Here is a 19,029-nt window from a genome sequence, read left to right on the forward strand (position 1 = left end):
CAAGCTGGAAGGCGGGCTCAACAGCCGTTGAACCCGCCTTCTCACCCCGATCAAGCTGGGGTTTTAACCCAACCGTTGCCCTTGCCGATCAATCCGTCGATGCTGATGCGTCCTGCGCCGATAACAGCGATCAAGAGCGAACCGACACCGAGTGCGACGACGAGTTCATAGCCGCCGTTGTCTATGAAGACGCCCTTGTCGGCGTGCACGATGAAGAACGCGCCGACCATGTCGAGGAACAGCAGTGCGCCGACGAGCGGGGTCAGCAGACCCGCGATGAGCAGGATGCCGCCACCGAGTTCGATGGATGCTGCCAGAACTGCAGAAATCTTGGGGAGCGGGGCGCCCATCCCTTCGAATGCGGCCTGCGTTCCGGCGATCTTGTAGGTGAAGAACTTCTGCCAACCGTGGGCGATGAAGATGATCCCGAGGCCGACACGGGCGATGAGGAGTCCGAGGTCACGAGCAATCGACGAATTCATGAGCCAAGACTGACAGCTTTAAGTTGAAGCGTCAACTTAATCAATGTGTCACGCACCTCTCAATGCCGACTCCACCATGGCGACGATCTCAGTGTCGGAGTACCCGAGCGAGCGGACCTTATGCGCAAACGCGGTCGCCGCCTGCTCCGCCTGCGCCTGCACCGGATCGGTCCCCGAAGCGATGAACGTCCCTTGCTTTCCCCTCGTCTCGATCACGCCCTGATCGCTGAGCGCGCGATAAGCCTTCGCGACGGTGTTGGCCGCCAATCCCAGCTCCGAGGCCAATGCACGCACCGTCGGGATCTTGGTTCCCGCAATCAATCCGCCGCCGTGAACCTGCTCGATAATCTGTTGCCGCAGTTGGTCGTACGGAGCTGTGGAGGAATCGTGTTCGATAGCGATCTTCATCGTCACCCTCGTCGTATCTTCTCGGTCACAGCATCTTCTCTCTCACAAACCCTCGATCGCTTCGCGGATCGTATGCGGGCCGGAGGTCAGAACCAATATCTTGCCGACACTGGACGGCGCGTCGATGAGCGCTTCGATCACTGCGGCGACATCTGCACGAGGCACAGAGCCTCGATCGACGGGTGGCTCTGCAAGAAGGACTTCACCGGTGGGGTCGTCGTCTGTCAGAAGGCCTGGCCGAAGAATCGTCCAATCCAGCGAAGTCCTTGTCTTCAGGTCTTCCTCTGCTGCAGTCTTCGCCCGCAGGTAGGCGGCAAAAACCTCGTCGGTGTTCTCCGGTATTTCGTCACCAGCACCCATGGCGCTGATCTGTATGAACCGACGCACTCCCGCTTTCTCGGCGGCATCGGCCAACAGCACCGCCGCAGCTCGGTCTACGGAGTCCTTCCGCTCGATCGAGCTACCAGGTCCGGCGCCCGCGGCGAAGACCGCGACGTCGGCACCGTCGAGTACCTTCGCAACTTCCTCGACCGTGGAGGATTCCAGATCGATCACCACGGGGAACGCGCCGAGTGTGCGGACCGCACCCTCGTGCGCGGAGTTGCGGATCAGCGCTACCGGCCGATCACCATGTCCTGCCAGCAGGTATGTCAGGTGCTGCGCGATCTTGCCGTGCCCACCGGCAATGACCACGCGCCGTTCGTCCACACTTCGATGTTCCGTCATCGTTTTCTCCTCACAAGTCGGTACTTCAAGTGCAGCGCGCCGGAGGTGTCCGTTGTTCCCCTGTTTGTCCCACGAGTTCGGACACAGAGGCAGAATGACGGACATGGCATCTGCAACCATCTTCCACAATCAACGGTGCAACACGTCGCGGACTGTTCTCGGACTTATCCGCGACGCCGGCATCGAACCGACCATTGTGAAGTACCTCGATACTCCGCCTACCCGATCCGAGCTGGAAAAACTCCTCGCCGACGCCGGCCTCGAGCCCAGCCAAGCCGTTCGCAAGCGCGAAACGCAGTTCAAGGAACTCGGGCTCGCCGATGCATCCGAATCCGAGATCCTCGACGCGATGATCGAGCACCCAATTCTGATCGAACGCCCGTTCGTGGTCACCGACAAAGGCACCGTCCTCGCGCGGCCTGCAGCCAAGGTGGAAGAAATTCTCTGACAGCGTCGACTGCTTACAGCGGATCGCGGGCGATCGGGCAGGACATGCACCGAGAACCACCTCGGCCGGACCCCAGTTCCGAACCCGCGATTCGCAAAACCTCGATACCCGAGGCCTCCAGCCTGGCGTTCGTTTCGACGTTGCGCTCGTAAGCGACGACGACGCCAGGCTCGACGGCGAGGGTGTTGTTTCCGTCGTCCCACTGCTCACGCTCGGCAGTCACCGTGTCGAGTCCGGTGTCGATCACACGCAGTTTTCCGATTCCCATGGCGTCGGCCGCCGCTTCGAGGAACGGCGTCGCACCGCGAATACTCACCCCGTCGTCTTCCTTGCGCAGAGTGAACGCCGCCAGGGTGTCCTGAATGGCCGGATACATGACGACCGCGTCGGCCTCGACCATGGTGCAGACCGTGTCGAGATGCATCGACGCTCGGCGTTGCTCGATCGGAACAACCAACACCGTGTGGGCGAGGCCGTCGTCGAACACGCTACGCGCCAATGCTTCTGCTCCGGCGGGTGACGTACGTTCACCGACACCGATTGCGATCACCCCCGGCGCGAGAAGCAGCACGTCACCTCCCTCGACAGGAGCCGTGTGCGACTCGTACGCGCGGCGCACGCCTTTGAATCGAGGGTGATGCGCGTAGACGAGATCCGTTATCGAGGATTCGCGAGCTCGCGCTGACAACGCCAAGGACGTGATGATGACCCGTGGCCCGACCCAGAACGACGAATCACGGGTGAAGAGCAAGTTGGGCAACGGGTCGATCACGAAGTCACCGCCGTGATGCATCCTGCGCACCAACGAGGTCGAGTCGGCATCGATCGGCAATTCGTCGAACGTCATTCCTGCAGTAAGGATCGACGAAAGCTCCTTCGGCTCCACCTTTCGCAGGTAGGCGGCCAGGTGTTGCCCGAGCGCGTGGCCGATCTTGCGTGCGTCGACGGCGGCCGCGATTCCCTGGATCCTCGCTGCGCCACTGACCTCGAGCGCCTCGGTGAGGAGATCGGACAAAAGCAGTACCTCGACGCCGCGCTCACGAAGGACGGTCGCAAACTGATCGTGTTCTTCCTGCGCGCGGTCCACCCACGGCAACGCGTCGAACAGCAGCTCGTCGTTGTTGCGCGGAGTCAATCGTTTCAACTCGTCGCCAGGACGATGAAGAATGACCGATCGCAATCGGCCCACCTCGGAATCGACACCGAGGGGGACGGAGCCAGAAGCGTTCATGAGTGAACACTAATCCCGTAGGCCCCACCCAGCAGGGACAAGCAGCTGTCGTACCGGCCCGCGTAACGTCTGATCCGACGCAGGCGAGAGGACCAGGCAATGAGTAGTACGGATCAGGCGGCGCTGAACGGCGCCGGAATCGAGAGGTTCACCGGGCGCTGGGTCGGCGCTGGAGCCGGACATTTCCCCACCATCGACGACTTCGAGTACTCCGAGGAGATCGAGTTCGCGCCCACCCCGAAACCGTTTCTCACCTACTCGTCGCGCACTCGTGGGCTCCCCGACGGACGACCGCTTCACATGGAATCGGGATACCTGCGCCCAACACCGGGTGGTGAGCTCGAATTGCTGGTCAGCCAGCCCACCGGATTCGTCGAGATCCATCGCGGCACCCTCGACTCCGAAGGCACTCTCGCCTTGACCCGTCTCACGCTCGCAGCATCACCCGACGCAAAACCGGTTCACGACGTTCGGCGAGTCATGCGCGTTCAGGGCGACACGCTGACATACGACCTGTGGATGGCGCACGGCGACACCCCGCTGACGCATCATCTCCACGCCACCCTCCACCGCGCGACGGACCGGTAGTCGCCATGGAGATGCCGTCGTGGAAGGCAAAGGAACTCACGCCCGGCCAGCTCTCCGAGCGCAGCGGTGTCGCCGTCTCTGCCCTGCATTTCTACGAACGAGAAGGCCTCATCGTCAGTCGCCGGACCAGCGGAAACCAGCGCCGATACCAACGAGACACGCTTCGACGCGTCGCCTTCATCAGAATCTCGCAACGCGTCGGCATTCCGCTGTCGGAAATCAGAGAGGCCCTCGGCACACTTCCTGAAGGCCGTACCCCGAACCGCGCAGATTGGGAAAGATTGTCGACCGGGTGGCGGCGCCACCTCGATCTACGCATCGAGCAACTGGAACGTCTACGGGACAACCTCACCGGTTGCATCGGTTGCGGGTGCCTCTCGTTGGAGGGGTGCGCCCTCGCCAACCCGCACGATCAACTCGCATCCGCCGGCCCGGGTGCGCGCGTTCTGGAAGTAGATTTCGGTGCAGGCTCAGGCGAGAAATGACTCGACGGCGTCCCGATCGCGCCCCAGCAAGTCCTCGACGGTCTTCTTCAGCAACTTCTCGATCTGGCCGCCGATGATCGGCATCTTCACCTCAGCCGTTCCGTCGACGACCAACCGCGTGCAGGACTCGGCGGCGGTGAGATCGAGCGTCGTCTCGATTCGGATCGGCAGTCCCCGCGCGATTCCGGTGACCGACCCTGCTGCACGCCCGTCCGACAGATGTCCCCACCGATCGACCCGTTTCAGACCGAGCCGACTCGGCGCAACCTTGGCGACCAGGCCAGGGAGGGAGGCGGAGTCGATTTCCTCGGACACGGATACTTCGATCGATCCGTCTCGAACTTCGATGTCCGAGGTGGCATAAAGGTCTCCGAGTCTGCCTTTCCAATAATTCGGGTCGGTCAAAGTTCGATGCACGTCGTCGATCGGATATTTGAATTCGATATCAAAGTGAAAACTCTTCGGCATGACTTTGGTCCCTATTCGACTAGATAAAAGTCCCGGCGGAGTTAACGCTCATCGCTTGAGCAATTTACTGAACTGGTCGTTCGCTTTTTGCATCACGAACTCGTAAGGCAGGGCGAATTTGCGCGCCCACCAGTATCCGAATCGGATGTCATTGGACGTATATACGAGGTACGTATTCTTCTCGATTCCCCGCAGAATGCACGACGCCACCTTCTCCGGGGAGACAGCACGCGCCTCGAACCGGTGCGTGAGTTTTTCGACCCGCGGGTCGTTCCTGTCGATACCCGCTATTTCCACGGTTCCCACCAATGGCGTCTTCACCCCACCCGGCACAACCAGACTGACCCCGATTCCGTGCCGCTTCAGATCGAATCGCAGCACCTCGGACACCCCGCGAAGGCCGAACTTGCTCGCACTGTAGGCGGCGTGCCACGGCAGGGCCAAAAGTCCGGCAGCCGAAGACACGTTGACCAGGTGTCCACCCTTGCCGGCACGAATCATGGGTGGAACAAACGTCTCCATGACATGGATCGGCCCCATCAGGTTGACGTCCACCATGGACTTCCAATGCCGATGTTCGAGGTTCTCGATAGTTCCCCACGCTGAAATGCCGGCGATATTCATGACGACATCCATCGAAGAAAATTGAGTGTGAATCTCGGTACCGAATTTCACGACCTCGTCGTAGTCCGAGATATCGAGCGCCTTCGCCATGCTGACCGTGCCGCCGCCGGCGCCGACCATCGCGACCGTCTCTTCCAATCCGACGCTGTTGATATCGGTGAGAAACAATTCGGCGCCGACCTCTGATGCACGCAGCGCAGTTGCACGTCCAATTCCACTACCGGCGCCGGTGATCAGGCATTTCTTGCCGTCGAGCGACCTTACAGACATGGATGAACACTCCCCCGCACTCGTACTGTGGACATGCGGGAAAGTCTACGCACGCACGGTGCGGCCGCCCTGAAACACGCAAGACGACCTGCGGGGCACGGCCGTACTCCGCGCAAACACCGCACAGAGACGACCGCAGCGAGCACTAGAGACGCTGCATCATCTGCTCTTGATAGCCCTTGACCGTACGGTCGAGTTCTTCCGCCGCTACATCGTCCCCACGCTTGCGTGCGTCGTGGGCTCGATCCTGAATTTCACGGATTGCGCGGCGCAATTCATCATCGCTCATCGTGTGTTTCATGTCACAATTCTGCACCCACTCGGAGGGTTTAGCTAGCACAGATCGCAATCCGGCAAACCGTTCAAGGTTCAACCCCGAGGTGATCCGCATGACATCGCAACCAGCCACCCTGATCGCGACCCCAAACCTTCAAACATCGCTTGAACTGCAGTTTTTCAATCGAAATAGTTGTGAAAAACCAGGCTAACGCATAGCTAATATCGCCAAAACGGGTAAAAGGTTTGATATTGGGCAGATTGGCCAAGTACTGGAAGGTTCGAATAGCGCAGTCGTAGCTGCACATTTCCGTGTGGCGGAAACTCAATGTGCGCTGAGACATAGCTGAGCACTCATTGGCCGGACGAATCGAATCTCGGACACATTTGACAACTAGTCCACTAAACAGACTACGGTGAGCTACCGATCGGTTATCCGCGTGATACCGTAGGATTCACTGAACGGACAATTGCTAGCTAGAGAGGATTACGGGGCGGTTCACAATGGCTGACTTTGCAGAACGATTGAACAAACTGTTCGACAGTGTTCATCCTCCGGGGCGCAAACCCCATACCAACGCCGAGGTTGCGGCAGCGCTCATCGAAGACGGCCATCAGATCTCCAAGCCGTACATCTCGCAGCTCCGCTCGGGACAGCGCACCAACCCCTCAGACGAGACAGTCGCAGCCTTCGCCCGGTTCTTCAAGGTGAAGCCCGACTACTTCTTCAACGACATCTACGCAGCCAAGATCGATCACGATCTCGAACTGCTCTCACAGCTCCAAGGCTACGGGCTTCGCCGCCTCTCGAGCCGTGCATTCGACCTCTCGGAAGAATCGCAGAATCTACTCACCACGATGGCTGAAAAGCTCCGCGCGAGTGAAGGTTTGCCAGAGGTTCCGCCTGACGCGTCACGCTGATGTGAACGTGCTGAAGCACTGACTCGATCTCGAGCACTGCAATGACATGGAGTAGGTCGACTACGAACGTCGACCTACTTTTGTCGTTTCATCGAGTTCTTTCGCCAACAACAACACCCATCGGCGCGCCGACATCTTCTCAGGAGGCGCAATCCACCTGGTGTCCAACACATCCGAGGCCAAGGGATCGGCGATCCACCCCGCCAAAATCCCCGCGTGTGCAGTGACGGCCCGCGGCGGTTCCTGACCACCGACGTCGAACATCCCGGCGCCGGACTGGATGTACATCGCATCCATGATCTGCGCGATCATGTCCGATGCCCGCAGCACAGACGTACTCCCGGCGCTGTCCGCGTCGACTACCTCGGGGAATCGCTTGACGAGAAGCGCGTGCATCCGCCGCAGCCGGTACAGATCTCGTCGCGCACGTAACCAGGTCTCGAGAAGCACCCACGTGATGCCCAGCGCAATCAGAACACTCGAGGCAGCGATGAACCACACCCCTGCGCCCGTCCAGATATCCGATTCGAGTGCGCCGGTGCCACCGATCGATTCGACAAGCATCACGACGACCACGACGAGCAGGATCGACGAACCGGTCACGATCAACGCGATTCCGCGCCCCAACGGCGCCCACGCAACGTGCCGTAGCCCCGTCGAAATGACAAGGGACAGAGCGACGATGATAAAGATCAGAGCCGGCGCCGGGTAGCCGAAGAGAACCGCGATCGCCACCAGGAGCCCCACCGAGTACAGCACGGTGGCGAGGCCGCGCATAGCCGGACGTGACATCACCGGCCACGCAGACACGGCGCCGACTGCACTGGCCGCAGACAACGCTGTCCACAAGACGATGACGATCATCGCGGCGGCATGCTGCTCCGGCGCAATGCGATCGACGATGTCCCATACCGCAGGCACCATGACCGTCGACGACAATGCGACCGAGAAGCCGGCGAAGACCATCGACATTCGCAACGGCGTCGCGGTGCGCGCGACAACTCGACCCAGTCTCGCGCCGGCTGCAACCCAGACGAGAAGGGCCACAGCCCAAAAGATCATCCGATCGCCTCGTCGTACCGCAACACCGACAGCGGTGTCCCACGGCCACTCATCGTTCGCAGACGCATGATCAACATCGACGCAAACGTCTCGGCTTCCCACTCCGCGATGTCGTCCATCGGCACGGGTTCGTTGCGCCGCAGAGAACGTTGACTCAACATGTAGGCGATCAAATCGTCACTGACCTCGAGCGTCGCCTCGGCGATCTCGGCACCCTCGTGGCGAAACACTATGTGCCCCAACTCATGTGCCAGAGTCCGCTCGACATTGGGTAGTCCGGGAGCCAAAACGATGACGTCGTGGTCGTCGTAGGCCCGGCGCTGACCGCACACTCCGGTGGCGAGAGGGGTTTCCAGATCGATCTCGATCGGGCGCCCACGCTCGCGGGCGACTGTCTGCACCACCGTCAGCAGTGACACTGCCTCCGACGACGCTGCTGCGTCGCATACGGCATCCACCGCGGCCAGAACGCGGCGATGTGAACGTCTGTCCGGCACGACTCACGCACCTCCCTGTGATCCGGGTGCCAGGAATTCGGCACGCGCGGCAGCCAATCGTGCCTTCTGCAGCGATGCTCCGCGGAAAGTCAGTGCTCCCGCACCGGCCGCTACCACTGCCATTCCGCCTACACCGCCGGCGACGGCGGCGGCGTTGAGAATCGGCGGAAGCCCTTGAGTGAACGCCGTCGGAAATGCCTGCGGGTTGTCAGTCGGAGCCGCGACGTTCGGAACGTTCGACGGTACCTGCGGAGCTACGGGTGCGGGTGCGGCCAGAACCTCGGGTGCGGAAGGGGCTGCGACTGCGCCCGGCGCAGCGTTTGCCGGTCCACCGGCAGAGGGTGCAGGCGCTCCGCCGCCCGCTGACGGTCCCTGCGGATCAGACGGTCCAGCCGGCGGAGCCGCTACCGCGGACGACTGCTCGGAACTCGGCTGCGATTCGGAAGGAGACTGTGTCTCGGAGGGTGCTTGGCTCGAAGGACTCTCGGTCTGCGAAGTTGCGTTGGTCGCAGAAGTTGCGTTGGTCGCAGAAGTTGCGTTGGTCGCAGAAGTTACGTTGGTCGCGGGAGAAGCGCTGCTGCTCGGACGTTGCGACGCCGAAGGGTTGGTCGTGGGCTCAGTCGTGGTCGTGGGCTCAGTCGTCGTGGGCTCAGTCGTGGTCGTCGGCTCAGTCGTCGTGGGCTCAGTCGTGGTCGTGGGCTCAGTCGTCGTGGTCGGCTCAGTCGTGGTCGGCTCAGTCGTCGTGGTCGGCTCAGTCGTGGTCGTCGGCTCAGTCGTGGTCGTCGGCTCAGTCGTCGTGGTCGGCTCAGTCGTGGTCGTCGGCTCAGTCGTCGTGGTCGGCTCAGTCGTGGTCGTCGGCTCAGTCGTGGTCGTCGGCTCAGTCGTGGTCGTCGGCTCAGTCGTCGTCGGCTCAGTCGTCGTCGGCTCAGTCGTCGTCGGCTCAGTCGTGGTCGGCTCAGTCGTCGTGGTCGGTGTCGGAATTACGGTCGTGCCGCAGTTGTGACGGTGACAATGCCAGCCATAGTTGCCGTTGCCGTTGTTGCCGCCACCGTTGCCGTTGTTGCCGCCACCGTTGCCGTTGTTGCCGCCACCGTTGCCGTTGTTATTGCCACCGTTGTTGCCGTAATTGCCGTTTCCATTGCCGTTGTTGCCACCACCGCTGTTGCCGCCAGGTTGGGCGGCGACGATGGCGGGGAAGACCGATACGGCAAGGACGCCGATACCCATCAGGCACATCACAGCAACAAGCATCATCGCTAGCCGTCGTGGCTGGCTCATCGACATTCCTCCCCGACACATACGTCCGACCTGCGGAAAACTGCGGCAGACTCACCGTGCCTATCGCACCGGACACACCCTCGTTACATTTCCGGCAAACATGTATCCGCCCAAGGATCATCCCTCACTTGGAAGCTCAACGGTCCGGATCAGCGGTCGCAATCGTATGAAACGGCGCACACTCAGATCGAATCTTCGCAATTCGGGCAGGCCCTGAAAATGCAGGAAAGGGTCGTTCAACTTTCGTTGAAAGACCCTTTTCGCTGGTACTTCTTGGTGGAGCTGAGGGGAATCGAACCCCTGACCTCTTCGATGCGAACGAAGCGCGCTACCAACTGCGCCACAGCCCCGTGCCACCGCCTCAGCGGTGCTCGGCAACTCTAACAGGAACGAATACTCCCGTTGGAATCACCCGACACGAACTTTCGGCCCGACAAGATCGGCCCAGAAGATCACTGACCGGACGCGCGACGCATCTCGGTGTGCCTGATCTCTTCTTCGTAGTGATCCAGGTGATCGAACACCGGATCTTCGTCGTCGACCTCGAGGACAACCGCTCCTGGCCGACGCAGTCGCGCCGGAATCAGGCGAAGCTCTTCGTCGGTGTGCGATTCGACTCCGAGTCGCGATCGGTTGAGGCGTTCGGTACGACGGCGGCGAATCTCTTGCTCGATCCGAACCTGCCGACGCAAGTACGCCATGTACCCGCCGAGGCCGCACACGGTCAGCGCAAACAACCACCACACCATCGGCGAGATGATCAATGCGAGAGCGCCCGAGAGAATCGCGACGAACGCAAGTCCCAGCAATGTCCGCTGACGGAATGCATACCGCGCCTCCCGGGCGATGGCATCCGCTTCGGGGTCGAATCCGCCTCGGCCGCGCCGAACCGGAACAAATTCTCCGACCGGTGCACGACCGCCGGCGTAGTCGTCTTCTGCGTGAGTGTCCATCTGGTCCTCCGCGTCGTAGCTGCTGCGCACTGGTTCTAGTTGCCAGTTCGGATCGCTTCGATGTCCTGCTGCCGGCCCGCGCTGAACAGGGTTGCTGTCGCCGCGGTGGAGTACTCGAGTCGCGAGTGCCGCGTCACTCGTCTGCCGGATCCTGGGGCGCTTGTTGACAAGCATCGGCACCAGGACGAACAGCCACACGGCCACCAGCCCGATCCACACGAATGAGCTAGGCATGCCGCGGCCTCCTCCCGATCACCTACCAGCACCTATGCCAGCCGTTGACGAGTCAAGGTTAACGGCCGACGCCCTCGCATCGTTGCCGACGCGCCGAACCCCACCATACTCATGTGTCACACGCGTACCGAACTGAACTTCCGGTTCAGTCCCAAAAGTCTCAAGTTCTGGTTGAATCAAAAACCACATTTTCCCGCCCGAAAGTAGGACTACTCAGCGGTAACTGCTGTTTAGCTCGCGTTTCTCACGCTTCTGGCGCCGTCTTCGTCACACCCACGAAGCACGTCCGGACCGCACCAATCTGTCGACGACGGTGGTGGGTACTTCCTCGATGGTCATTCCGACCAGAAGATGATCACGCCATTGGCCGTCGACATCGAGGTAGCGCTTGAGAAGACCTTCCTCCCGGAACCCAACGTTTCGTAGGACTGCGCGACTCGACGCGTTCTCCGGCCGAACAGTGGCCTCCACTCGATGCAGACCGACCTTCGAGAATGCGTGATCGAGTGTGAGTGCAACGGCAGCTGTGGCTACGCCCCCACCGGTCACGTGCGAGGCGACCCAATAGCCCACCCAGGCGGACCGCAGAGCGCCGCGCACCACATTTCCGATGGTGACCTGCCCGCAGTACTTCCCGTCGAGTTCGATCACCAGGGGAAGGATCCTGCCCTTGCGCGCTTCGGAGCGAAGGTTTCCGCACAGGGACGGCCAGACGGTGATGTGGTGGCGAGCATCCCAGGGCGATTCTCCGGTGGGCTCCCACGGCTCGAGGTGCTCGCGATCGCGAATGCGGAGACGACTCCACACAGCAGCGTCACGGAGCTTCACGGGGCGGACGGTCACCACTCCCGCGGGCACTCGCAGCGGGCCGAGATCTTCCGGCCATCCTGGATGGACTGACATCACACCCCACTCGGGTCGGCGTTACCCACGTTGGGCGAGAAAAGCTACGTCGACTTCTTCACCGATGTGCACTTCGGTGACGTCTCGATCGACCAGAACCAAGCAATTGGCTTCCGCCAAGGTCGCGAGGAGATGTGAGGACGCACCGGGCGCACCCCCGAGGGCCTGCACCAGGTACTCCCCTGTCGCTTCGTCACGCATCAGCTGACCACGCAGAAAACCCTTGCGATCGGCAATCGACGTGATCGTTCCCACTGTCCGCGCCTTCACTACTCGCCGCATCGGCTGGCGGCGTCCGAGCGCGATTCTGATCAGCGGGCGAACCATGACTTCGAATACCACCAGTGCGCTGACCGGGTTGGACGGTAGGAGAAAGGTCGGAACCTCGTCCCTTCCCAGCTTTCCGAAGCCTTGCACCGATCCCGGATGCATGGCAACGCGCTCCACCTCGAGTGTCCCCAGGTCGGCAAGCGCCTCACGAACCTCGTCGGACGCTCCGCCGCCCACGGCACCGGCGATGACAACGATTTCCGAGCGAATCAGCTGTCCCTCGACTACTTCGCGAAGACGACGAGAGTCGTTGCCTGCGATTCCCACACGGTTGACGTCGGCGCCGGCATCGCGCGCTGCGGCGGCGAGGGCATACGAATTGACGTCGTAAACCTGACCAGGCCCCGGCGTGCGATCCACGTCGACGAGTTCTCCACCGACGCTGATGACGGAGAGGCGCGGACGGGGATGGACGAGTACTTTGTCGCGGCCGACCGCGGCGAGCAACCCGACCTGTGCGGCTCCGATGATGGTGCCTGCCCGAACGGCCACGTCGCCCGGCTGGACGTCGTCGCCTGCACGGCGAACGTAATCGCCCGAACGCACCGGCTCGAAGATCCGAACGCGAGCGCGACCACCGTCGGTGTTCTCGAGCGGAAGAACTGCGTCGGCCAGCGTGGGCAAAGGCGCGCCGGTGTCGACTCGGACGGCCTGGCGAGGTTGCAAGCGGATCGGTTGGCGTGAGCCCGCCGTCACCTCACCGACCACCGGCAAGCTGAGGTCGGTAGGCTCGCCGTCCTCGCCTCGGAGGTCGGCTCCGGCGCCGGCGACATCGACACTGCGAACCGCGTAACCGTCGATGGCAGCTTGATCGAATCCCGGCAATGGGCGTTCGGTCACCACTTCCTCGGCACACAGCAGTCCCTGCGCCTCCGAGATGGCGACCCGAACCGGACGGGGTGCCACTGCAGCAGCGGTAACCCTGGTCTGCTGCTCCTCAACCGACCGCATCTGGTCCGCGTCCTCCTGTGTCTGGAAATTCGGTGATATCCGTCAGCTCATGATGCCTTGCCGCCGAAAAGGGACAAGCACATTGATACTGCGTTATCGGGCGATCAACCACCGTGGCGACACGCTCAGCGGTCGAGCCGATCCGCGAGCCACTTACGCAAGGACGGGCCGTAATCGTCACTGTCGAGCGCCAGGTCAACCGAAGCGCGGAGGTACCCGCCGGGGTTGCCCAGGTCATGACGCGTTCCGCGGTGCACCACCACGTGAACCGGATGGCCCTCGGAAATCAGGAGAGCGATGGCGTCGGTGAGTTGCAACTCACCGCCGGCTCCCGGCTCGATGCGACGAAGTGCGTCGAAGATCGCACGATCGAGCAGATAGCGACCTGCAGCGGCAAAGGTCGACGGCGCGTCTTCCACAGCCGGCTTCTCGACCATGCCGACGACCTTGAGGACGTCGGGATTGACCGCGTCGGGAACGATCTCGACGTCGAAGACGCCGTAAGCGCTGACTGCGTCTTTCGGGACGTCGATTGCACAGAGAACGGATCCGCCGCGCTTGGCCCGAACTCGCGCCATGATCTCCAGGACGCCACGCGGTAGTACGAGATCATCGGGCAGAAGGACCGCGATGGCATCTTCGTCGTCGTCGAGAACCGACTCGACGCAACCGACTGCATGCCCGAGGCCGAGGGGCTGCTCCTGAATCACGGAGTCGACTTCGAGCAAACCCGGCGCTTTGCGCACCTTCGCCAGGGCAGCGAGTTTTCCGCTTGCTTCCAGCTTGCTTTCGAGCACGAGATCCTCGACGAAGTGGGCAACCACGCCGTCTTTGCCCGGGGACGTCACGATGACGAGCCGCTCGGCTCCCGAGTCCGCAGCTTCACCTGCCACCAGTTCGATACCCGGTGTGTCCACGACCGGCAGCAATTCTTTCGGAACCGTCTTGGTGGCAGGCAGGAAACGCGTACCAAGTCCGGCTGCGGGAACCACGGCCGTACGGAAGGCCCTCGTGCTGCTAGCGACAACGTCTGTCATGCCAACACCTTAGCCGCCGCTTGTTACCGCTCGGTCAGCACGACGAATATCGTTGCGGGGTGACACCTCAGACAAAAGCACAATGGCGACAAATCACACTCGCAGCACGTGATGCAGTCTCCGAGCACACTCGAAACACGGAAACTGCGGCGTTGATCACGCACATACGTTCAGTGATTGTCGACGGCTCGGTCGTCTGTGCGTACGTCCCCACCCGCACCGAACCAGGATCCACCGATTTGCTCGACGCCGTTGCCGAGATCGCTCAGCGTGTACTACTTCCGATCACCGGGGAGCCGGGACCGTTGTCCTGGGTCGAGTACAGCGGCGCGGACGGTTTGCGCCCCGCGAAGTACGGCATTCGAGAGCCTGTCGGACCCGTCCTACCACCGGAAACCCTGTCCGACGTGGAATGCATGCTTGTCCCTGCTCTCGCGGTGGATCTTCGCGGAACACGCCTCGGCCGTGGCGCAGGCTTCTACGACCGGACGCTCGGGTCGGTCGGACCACAGACTCGGCTCGTGGCAATTGTCAGAGACTCCGAACTCGTCGAGGCCTTGCCTGCCGACGACCACGACATTCCCATGGGCTGGGCATTGACGCCAAGCGGCGGTCTCACGCCGCTCCAAGGCGATTGATCTGCGGGAATAGATCCCTGATTAGCGCTGTTGGCACTGTCACTTGTAGAGTGCTAAAGGCTGCGGTGTAAATACGCGGCTGCTCGAACATCACAGTGCGGAGGAAGCCCGGTGCCCACCTACTCATACGCATGTACGGAATGTGACAACCGTTTCGACATCGTCCAGTCCTTCAGCGAAGATTCGCTGACGGTCTGCCCAGCTTGCTCAGGCAAGCTCCGCAAGCTGTTCAACTCTGTTGGCATCGTGTTCAAGGGCAGCGGCTTCTACCGCACCGACAGCCGCGGCGGCTCCGGGACTGCGAGCGAGCCCGCCAAGAGTGATTCGGCACCCGCTACGAAGTCCGAGTCCAAGTCGGACTCCTCGTCGACATCGAGTTCGTCGACCAGCACGCCGGCGCCCGCAAAGGCTGCCGCGAGCTGATTTCCACAACCTCCGGGTTGTCCACAGGTTCACATTGTCAGGGCCGGAAGCACCGCTTCCGGCCCTAACGTGCATGAATGCCGTCAGCACGTTCTCGCTCGCCGAGGCGCTCCGATCCACTGCGCGCCCAACTCGATCTCAGCCCGAGCACCTTCGATCGCGTCGTCGAACTGACACGGGGCACACGATTCCGCACGGCGACAGTCCGTAAGATCGCAGCCGTTGTCCTCGCCACACTCGGCGTTGTTCTCTTCTTTCGAGGCGATCCCGCGACCGATACGGTCGCCGTAGTTGTCTCGAGCCGCGATCTCACTCCGGGGCAGGTGATTGCGGATTCGGATGTCGAGATGCGAGAGATCGACTCGAAACAACTTCCCGAAGGAGTTGTCTCCGACACCGACCTGGTGGTCGGAAGAACCGTTGCCGGCCCGATTCGCTCCGGAGAAACCGTCACCGACGTGCGCGTTCTCAGCCCACGGCTGGCCGGGTTGTCGGTAGGAACCGACGACGCCCGCATCGTCCCCGTCCGATTGGCCGATGCGGCCGTCGCGGACATGTTGCGCAGCGGGGACGTCGTCGACGTCCTGACCGTCGGCCCTGACACATCCCGCCCAGACACACCCCACCCCGACACACCCAACGAATCAATTGCCGACAAGGCCCCACAAATTCTTGCGGCAGGAGCGGTAGTCGCTTTGGTCACCACGTCGGAAAGTACGCGTAACCAGCAGGAACAGGTGATTTTGCTGGCCCTGCCGACACCAGCAGCCAACGTCGTAGCCGCGGCATCTCTGTCCAATGCGATCACCGTGACATTCCGCTGACCGCACAAAGCGTCCGAAGCTCCTCTAGGATTTTTCCAGTCGGTTCGGTATCAACGGACCATCTGGCACTTGCCATCGGAGACTCGAGGGGACACCGACATGCTCAAGGGATTCAAGGACTTCCTGCTTCGCGGAAACGTGCTCGACCTGGCCGTCGCGGTTGTCGTCGGCGCAGCCTTCACCGCCATCGTCACGGCATTCACCAGCAACATCATCAACCCACTCATCGCAGCTATCGGCGGATCCGACGAATTGGGCTGGGGAAAGGAGATCATTGCCGGTAATTCCGAAACCTTCGTGAATATCGGTGCTGTGGTCACCGCGATCATCAACTTCATCATCATCGCAGCGGTCGTCTACTTCGTGCTGATCGTCCCTGCGAATGCGGCGAAGAAGAAGTTCGTCTCCGAGCCCGAGGACAAGGAAGCCAGCGAAACCGATCTGCTCATCCAGATCCGCGACATCCTCTCGGCCAATGCCGGTGGCGCCGACACGGGAGCGCACGCCAAGACTCTCGAATAGGCAGTGCCCACAGATCAGATCAGGCCCTCGGACAATTGTCCGGGGGCCTGATTTACTTCTCAACCCCCGTGGTGCGGGGGCCGCTGACTGCGCAGCCAGTCGTCGTCCGAGGACCGCGAGGATCCTTCGGGACCCCGCTCGTCCGACGTCGTCTCGGGAAAGACGTCCCCGAAGATGCGCGCCAGGCGCTTCTTGTCGACTGACGGCTTCTTCGGGGTATCTGGTTGCTCCGACAAGCTGTCTCAGCCCTCGAGGCTGGAGAGCTCGGCGATCACGTGACTCGCCAAAGCCGTCAGGGTTGCCATGCCGTCGCGAATTGCCGGCCTGGTCGACGCCAGATTGGCGACCACGGTGCTTCCCGAAACTCCGACGAGGCCGCGGGACAAGCCTGCTTCGAGCGATCCGGCCGAAAGACCGGAAGCACGAAGTGCTTCGGCAATTCCCGGGATCTCGCGATCGAGAACCTCAGCGGTCACGTCAGGAGTGACGTCACGCGGGGATACCCCGGTACCGCCGACCGAGATGACGAGGTCGACGCCACCGATGACTGCGGTGTTGAGAGCGTTGCGGATCTCCACTTCGTCGGCGGCGACGGCGACCGTCGCATCGACGAGAAAACCCGCTTCGTTCAGCAGTTCCGTGACCAGTGGACCGATGGAGTCGGTGTTGTCGCCGTGGGCTGTGCGATCGTCGACGATGACGACCAGAGCGCGGCCGGCCGATGTGGCTTCGAGTTCCATGACTCCTACCGTAGTGTCCGATCCCGACGCCGTTGCGATCTGGCCGAAGATCGGGTCGATCGTCTGCTGATCGCCGAACATCATCGGCCGCCCTGCGCTGCCGCGGTTCCCAACGTGACGTCGACGGTCTTGGTCTGCCCGCCGTCGCTGTACGTGATCGAGACCTTGTCGCCGGGAGCATGTGAACGCACTGCCGCGATCAGCGAATCACCATCTGCGACAACACGATCGTCGACCTTGGTGATGACTGCACCCTTCGGGATACCGGCCTTGGCGGCCGGCCCGTCAGCAGTGACATCCATGACGGTTGCGCCGTCGGCGTTGTCCTGCGACGGCACGGTCACGCCGATCATGGCCTGAGTCGCCTTGCCGGTCTTGATCAGTTCGTCGGCGACGCGGCGTGCCTGATCGATCGGGATGGCGAAACCGAGGCCGATCGAACCGCCTTGGGTACCCGACGACGCTCCGAGCGAGGCGATCGCCGTGTTGATGCCGATCAGCTGGCCGTCCATGTTGACGAGGGCGCCACCGGAGTTGCCGGGGTTGATCGCTGCGTCGGTCTGCAGAGCGTCGATGACGGTGTTCTGATTGCCGGACTCGCCGCTCGTGGACACCGGGCGATCGAGTGCGGAGATGATGCCTTCGGTGACCGTGCCGGCCAGGCCGAGTGGGGACCCGACGGCAACCACCTGCTGTCCGACCTGGACGTCGCCGGAGTTGCCGAGATCGATGGGGGTGAGGTCGTTTCGACCGTCGACCTTGATGACGGCGATGTCGGAGACGGGATCGGCACCGACAAGGGTGGCCGAGGCCTTGGTTCCGTCGGAGAACGCAACGCGAAGTTGCGCTCCCTGTGCGCCGGCAACGTGGTTGTTGGTCAGAATCAGACCGTCGGAGGACAGGATGACACCGGAGCCCTCACCGCCCTGTCCCTGCGCGGTGGCCACCTCGATCTGCACGACGCTCGGCACGACCTTCGAGGCAACGGCCTGAACCGAGCCGGCGGGAGCGTTGGACGTGTTGGTCGCAGTGGGCTTCGGAGCGTTCAGAGAGTTGGTGACCGTCGCGGTTCCACCGTTGCGGTCCGCGACGACGGCGCCGACCACGCCACCGACACCACCACTGACCAGGACCAGGGCGAGAGCGCCGGCAACCAGCACCATGCGTCCCGACTTCGGCTTTGTGGTGGTCGAACCGGAGTTCGGCCCCTGCAGCGGTGCGGGGATCTGGTTGTGGCCGCCGCCCGGGCCGTTCGGACCGCCGGGGCCACCAGGGTTGGGTGCGCCGTACGGGGCGCTCTGCTGGTACGCGGCCTCATGGGCACCGTGCGGGTGGCCGAAAGCCTGCGTGGGCTGCTGCTGTGCCTGCCCGAAGGCTTCGGCGGGTCGGGCGAACGACTCGGTCGGCTGGTACGGCTGCTGAGGCGCCTGCCCCTGAGGCTGCTGCGGCGGCACGGGAGGCTGTGCCTGAGGTGCCGTCGGCTGTGCCTGAGGTGCTGTCGGCTGCGCCTGGGTGGTGGGCTCGCTGTTGGGCTGCTCGGGCCGGGTCGGCCCGACGTTACGGTCCTCGGTCATCGGCTCGCTTTCGTCTACGGTGACCACCGGACGGGCAGTCACAACTGTTCTGCCGACAATGCTGCCTTGCGCTGCTGAGAAGGCGCTGAGACGTGCCTGTCACTTTACCCAGAGTTCGACGTGAAAAACCGGTGTT

General features: G+C 62.2%; 26 protein-coding genes and 1 tRNA gene. 10 read left to right on the forward strand and 17 right to left on the reverse strand.

The window, feature by feature from the left end; genetic code table 11:
* Nucleotides 1-50: 50 nt before the first annotated feature.
* From A0W34_RS21095 to A0W34_RS21105, 3 genes are read right to left on the reverse strand one after another with little or no spacing between them, the layout of a single operon-like run.
* Nucleotides 51-482: a DoxX family protein gene (locus A0W34_RS21095; RefSeq protein WP_003946228.1), complete on the reverse strand. Its 432-nt coding sequence runs from the start codon at nucleotides 480-482 to the stop codon at nucleotides 51-53.
* A 48-nt stretch (nucleotides 483-530) separates the two neighbouring features.
* Nucleotides 531-890, reverse strand: coding sequence for a GntR family transcriptional regulator (locus A0W34_RS21100; protein ID WP_003946225.1), 360 nt, complete (start codon nucleotides 888-890; stop codon nucleotides 531-533).
* Between the two features lie 42 nt (nucleotides 891-932).
* Nucleotides 933-1,616 carry an SDR family oxidoreductase gene (locus tag A0W34_RS21105; protein ID WP_003946268.1) on the reverse strand — a complete coding sequence of 228 codons (684 nt, stop codon included), beginning with the start codon at nucleotides 1,614-1,616 and terminating at the stop codon, nucleotides 933-935.
* A 94-nt stretch (nucleotides 1,617-1,710) separates the two neighbouring features.
* Between A0W34_RS21105 and arsC the strand changes: the two genes are divergently transcribed.
* Nucleotides 1,711-2,064 carry an arsenate reductase (glutaredoxin) gene (gene arsC, locus A0W34_RS21110; RefSeq protein WP_007729026.1) on the forward strand — a complete coding sequence of 118 codons (354 nt, stop codon included), beginning with the start codon at nucleotides 1,711-1,713 and terminating at the stop codon, nucleotides 2,062-2,064.
* A 13-nt stretch (nucleotides 2,065-2,077) separates the two neighbouring features.
* Here arsC and arcA read toward each other — a convergent pair whose 3' ends face one another.
* Nucleotides 2,078-3,295: an arginine deiminase gene (arcA, locus tag A0W34_RS21115; RefSeq protein WP_081558229.1), complete on the reverse strand. Its 1,218-nt coding sequence runs from the start codon at nucleotides 3,293-3,295 to the stop codon at nucleotides 2,078-2,080.
* A 99-nt stretch (nucleotides 3,296-3,394) separates the two neighbouring features.
* On the opposite strand from arcA, the gene A0W34_RS21120 reads away from it, so the two are divergent.
* Both A0W34_RS21120 and soxR read left to right on the forward strand, forming a co-directional pair.
* Complete coding sequence (locus tag A0W34_RS21120; RefSeq protein WP_003946270.1) at nucleotides 3,395-3,883, forward strand: FABP family protein; 489 nt, start codon at nucleotides 3,395-3,397, stop codon at nucleotides 3,881-3,883.
* A 5-nt stretch (nucleotides 3,884-3,888) separates the two neighbouring features.
* A complete protein-coding gene (gene soxR / locus A0W34_RS21125) occupies nucleotides 3,889-4,368 on the forward strand; it encodes a redox-sensitive transcriptional activator SoxR (protein ID WP_003946250.1) in 480 nt (159 codons plus the stop codon).
* On the opposite strand, the gene A0W34_RS21130 is transcribed toward soxR, so the two are convergent.
* The 3 genes from A0W34_RS21130 to A0W34_RS33230 all read right to left on the reverse strand — a co-directional run bounded on the left by A0W34_RS21130 (nucleotide 4,354) and on the right by A0W34_RS33230 (nucleotide 6,031).
* The gene (locus tag A0W34_RS21130; protein WP_081558230.1) at nucleotides 4,354-4,836 is read right to left on the reverse strand and encodes a DUF2505 domain-containing protein; all 483 of its coding nucleotides are present in this window, start codon (nucleotides 4,834-4,836) and stop codon (nucleotides 4,354-4,356) included. The two genes, soxR and A0W34_RS21130, sit on opposite strands and share 15 nt — an antisense overlap.
* 48 nt (nucleotides 4,837-4,884) lie before the next feature.
* A complete protein-coding gene (locus A0W34_RS21135; protein WP_007729029.1) occupies nucleotides 4,885-5,730 on the reverse strand; it encodes an SDR family oxidoreductase in 846 nt (281 codons plus the stop codon).
* A 145-nt stretch (nucleotides 5,731-5,875) separates the two neighbouring features.
* Nucleotides 5,876-6,031: a hypothetical protein gene (locus A0W34_RS33230; protein ID WP_003946253.1), complete on the reverse strand. Its 156-nt coding sequence runs from the start codon at nucleotides 6,029-6,031 to the stop codon at nucleotides 5,876-5,878.
* 479 nt (nucleotides 6,032-6,510) lie between these two features.
* On the opposite strand from A0W34_RS33230, the gene A0W34_RS21145 reads away from it, so the two are divergent.
* Nucleotides 6,511-6,927, forward strand: a complete 417-nt coding sequence (locus A0W34_RS21145; protein ID WP_003946231.1) for a helix-turn-helix domain-containing protein — start codon at nucleotides 6,511-6,513, stop codon at nucleotides 6,925-6,927.
* 60 nt (nucleotides 6,928-6,987) lie between these two features.
* Here A0W34_RS21145 and A0W34_RS21150 read toward each other — a convergent pair whose 3' ends face one another.
* Both A0W34_RS21150 and A0W34_RS21155 read right to left on the reverse strand, forming a co-directional pair.
* Nucleotides 6,988-7,989, reverse strand: a complete 1,002-nt coding sequence (locus A0W34_RS21150) for a hypothetical protein (RefSeq protein WP_003946245.1) — start codon at nucleotides 7,987-7,989, stop codon at nucleotides 6,988-6,990.
* A complete protein-coding gene (locus tag A0W34_RS21155) occupies nucleotides 7,986-8,486 on the reverse strand; it encodes an ImmA/IrrE family metallo-endopeptidase (RefSeq protein ID WP_003946241.1) in 501 nt (166 codons plus the stop codon). The genes A0W34_RS21150 and A0W34_RS21155 overlap by 4 nt, the downstream gene beginning before the upstream one ends.
* Before the next feature lie 178 nt (nucleotides 8,487-8,664).
* Here A0W34_RS21155 and A0W34_RS21160 point away from each other — a divergent pair, with 178 nt between their 5' ends.
* Nucleotides 8,665-9,489, forward strand: a complete 825-nt coding sequence (locus tag A0W34_RS21160) for a hypothetical protein (RefSeq protein ID WP_081558231.1) — start codon at nucleotides 8,665-8,667, stop codon at nucleotides 9,487-9,489.
* 2 nt (nucleotides 9,490-9,491) lie between these two features.
* Complete coding sequence (locus A0W34_RS21165) at nucleotides 9,492-9,746, forward strand: hypothetical protein (protein ID WP_156665934.1); 255 nt, start codon at nucleotides 9,492-9,494, stop codon at nucleotides 9,744-9,746.
* 292 nt (nucleotides 9,747-10,038) lie between these two features.
* Here the strand turns inward: A0W34_RS21165 and A0W34_RS21170 are convergent.
* From A0W34_RS21170 to A0W34_RS21190, 5 genes are all read right to left on the reverse strand, one after another.
* Nucleotides 10,039-10,114 (reverse strand) — tRNA-Ala (locus A0W34_RS21170).
* Between the two features lie 102 nt (nucleotides 10,115-10,216).
* A complete protein-coding gene (sepX, locus tag A0W34_RS21175) occupies nucleotides 10,217-10,951 on the reverse strand; it encodes a divisome protein SepX/GlpR (protein WP_081558232.1) in 735 nt (244 codons plus the stop codon).
* A 267-nt stretch (nucleotides 10,952-11,218) separates the two neighbouring features.
* Complete coding sequence (locus A0W34_RS21180) at nucleotides 11,219-11,854, reverse strand: GNAT family N-acetyltransferase (protein WP_007727523.1); 636 nt, start codon at nucleotides 11,852-11,854, stop codon at nucleotides 11,219-11,221.
* A gap of 21 nt (nucleotides 11,855-11,875) precedes the next feature.
* Nucleotides 11,876-13,135: a molybdotransferase-like divisome protein Glp gene (glp, locus tag A0W34_RS21185; RefSeq protein ID WP_003946353.1), complete on the reverse strand. Its 1,260-nt coding sequence runs from the start codon at nucleotides 13,133-13,135 to the stop codon at nucleotides 11,876-11,878.
* Nucleotides 13,136-13,260: 125 nt separating this feature from the next.
* Nucleotides 13,261-14,172, reverse strand: coding sequence for a UTP--glucose-1-phosphate uridylyltransferase (locus A0W34_RS21190; protein ID WP_003946415.1), 912 nt, complete (start codon nucleotides 14,170-14,172; stop codon nucleotides 13,261-13,263).
* A gap of 59 nt (nucleotides 14,173-14,231) precedes the next feature.
* Between A0W34_RS21190 and A0W34_RS21195 the strand changes: the two genes are divergently transcribed.
* The 4 genes from A0W34_RS21195 to mscL all read left to right on the forward strand — a co-directional run bounded on the left by A0W34_RS21195 (nucleotide 14,232) and on the right by mscL (nucleotide 16,579).
* Nucleotides 14,232-14,810, forward strand: coding sequence for a 5-formyltetrahydrofolate cyclo-ligase (locus tag A0W34_RS21195; RefSeq protein WP_064074033.1), 579 nt, complete (start codon nucleotides 14,232-14,234; stop codon nucleotides 14,808-14,810).
* Between the two features lie 111 nt (nucleotides 14,811-14,921).
* On the forward strand, nucleotides 14,922-15,233 hold the full coding sequence (locus A0W34_RS21200) for an FmdB family zinc ribbon protein (protein ID WP_042921300.1): 312 nt from the start codon (nucleotides 14,922-14,924) through the stop codon (nucleotides 15,231-15,233).
* Nucleotides 15,234-15,310: 77 nt separating this feature from the next.
* Complete coding sequence (locus tag A0W34_RS21205; protein ID WP_064687538.1) at nucleotides 15,311-16,057, forward strand: SAF domain-containing protein; 747 nt, start codon at nucleotides 15,311-15,313, stop codon at nucleotides 16,055-16,057.
* Nucleotides 16,058-16,156: 99 nt separating this feature from the next.
* Nucleotides 16,157-16,579 (forward strand): large conductance mechanosensitive channel protein MscL, encoded by a 423-nt coding sequence (mscL, locus tag A0W34_RS21210; RefSeq protein ID WP_007727535.1) that lies wholly within the window; start codon nucleotides 16,157-16,159, stop codon nucleotides 16,577-16,579.
* Between the two features lie 59 nt (nucleotides 16,580-16,638).
* On the opposite strand, the gene A0W34_RS33235 is transcribed toward mscL, so the two are convergent.
* The 3 genes from A0W34_RS33235 to A0W34_RS21220 form a co-directional block, all read right to left on the reverse strand.
* Entirely contained in the window at nucleotides 16,639-16,815 is a 177-nt protein-coding gene (locus A0W34_RS33235; RefSeq protein ID WP_003946347.1) for a hypothetical protein, read from the reverse strand.
* Nucleotides 16,816-16,821: 6 nt separating this feature from the next.
* Nucleotides 16,822-17,319: a MogA/MoaB family molybdenum cofactor biosynthesis protein gene (locus A0W34_RS21215; RefSeq protein ID WP_176720912.1), complete on the reverse strand. Its 498-nt coding sequence runs from the start codon at nucleotides 17,317-17,319 to the stop codon at nucleotides 16,822-16,824.
* 80 nt (nucleotides 17,320-17,399) lie between these two features.
* Nucleotides 17,400-18,893 carry a S1C family serine protease gene (locus A0W34_RS21220; protein ID WP_232329898.1) on the reverse strand — a complete coding sequence of 498 codons (1,494 nt, stop codon included), beginning with the start codon at nucleotides 18,891-18,893 and terminating at the stop codon, nucleotides 17,400-17,402.
* Nucleotides 18,894-19,029: the final 136 nt, after the last annotated feature.

Origin of the sequence: Rhodococcus sp. BH4 (assembly GCF_002079265.1) — a bacterium.
GTDB classification, from domain to species: domain Bacteria; phylum Actinomycetota; class Actinomycetes; order Mycobacteriales; family Mycobacteriaceae; genus Rhodococcus_F; species Rhodococcus_F qingshengii.

Bases quoted from the DNA above. Each gene is read 5' to 3' on its own strand.
- A0W34_RS21095 (WP_003946228.1), bottom strand. From the start codon at position 482: ATGAATTCGTCGATTGCTCGTGACCTCGGACTCCTCATCGCCCGTGTC.
- A0W34_RS21100 (WP_003946225.1), bottom strand. From the start codon at position 890: ATGAAGATCGCTATCGAACACGATTCCTCCACAGCTCCGTACGACCAA.
- A0W34_RS21105 (WP_003946268.1), bottom strand. From the start codon at position 1,616: ATGACGGAACATCGAAGTGTGGACGAACGGCGCGTGGTCATTGCCGGT.
- arsC (WP_007729026.1), top strand. From the start codon at position 1,711: ATGACGGACATGGCATCTGCAACCATCTTCCACAATCAACGGTGCAAC.
- arcA (WP_081558229.1), bottom strand. From the start codon at position 3,295: ATGAACGCTTCTGGCTCCGTCCCCCTCGGTGTCGATTCCGAGGTGGGC.
- A0W34_RS21120 (WP_003946270.1), top strand. From the start codon at position 3,395: ATGAGTAGTACGGATCAGGCGGCGCTGAACGGCGCCGGAATCGAGAGG.
- soxR (WP_003946250.1), top strand. From the start codon at position 3,889: ATGGAGATGCCGTCGTGGAAGGCAAAGGAACTCACGCCCGGCCAGCTC.
- A0W34_RS21130 (WP_081558230.1), bottom strand. From the start codon at position 4,836: ATGCCGAAGAGTTTTCACTTTGATATCGAATTCAAATATCCGATCGAC.
- A0W34_RS21135 (WP_007729029.1), bottom strand. From the start codon at position 5,730: ATGTCTGTAAGGTCGCTCGACGGCAAGAAATGCCTGATCACCGGCGCC.
- A0W34_RS33230 (WP_003946253.1), bottom strand. From the start codon at position 6,031: ATGAAACACACGATGAGCGATGATGAATTGCGCCGCGCAATCCGTGAA.
- A0W34_RS21145 (WP_003946231.1), top strand. From the start codon at position 6,511: ATGGCTGACTTTGCAGAACGATTGAACAAACTGTTCGACAGTGTTCAT.
- A0W34_RS21150 (WP_003946245.1), bottom strand. From the start codon at position 7,989: ATGATCTTTTGGGCTGTGGCCCTTCTCGTCTGGGTTGCAGCCGGCGCG.
- sepX (WP_081558232.1), bottom strand. From the start codon at position 10,951: ATGCCTAGCTCATTCGTGTGGATCGGGCTGGTGGCCGTGTGGCTGTTC.
- A0W34_RS21180 (WP_007727523.1), bottom strand. From the start codon at position 11,854: ATGTCAGTCCATCCAGGATGGCCGGAAGATCTCGGCCCGCTGCGAGTG.
- glp (WP_003946353.1), bottom strand. From the start codon at position 13,135: ATGCGGTCGGTTGAGGAGCAGCAGACCAGGGTTACCGCTGCTGCAGTG.
- A0W34_RS21190 (WP_003946415.1), bottom strand. From the start codon at position 14,172: ATGACAGACGTTGTCGCTAGCAGCACGAGGGCCTTCCGTACGGCCGTG.
- A0W34_RS21205 (WP_064687538.1), top strand. From the start codon at position 15,311: ATGCCGTCAGCACGTTCTCGCTCGCCGAGGCGCTCCGATCCACTGCGC.
- mscL (WP_007727535.1), top strand. From the start codon at position 16,157: ATGCTCAAGGGATTCAAGGACTTCCTGCTTCGCGGAAACGTGCTCGAC.
- A0W34_RS21215 (WP_176720912.1), bottom strand. From the start codon at position 17,319: ATGGAACTCGAAGCCACATCGGCCGGCCGCGCTCTGGTCGTCATCGTC.
- A0W34_RS21220 (WP_232329898.1), bottom strand. From the start codon at position 18,893: ATGACCGAGGACCGTAACGTCGGGCCGACCCGGCCCGAGCAGCCCAAC.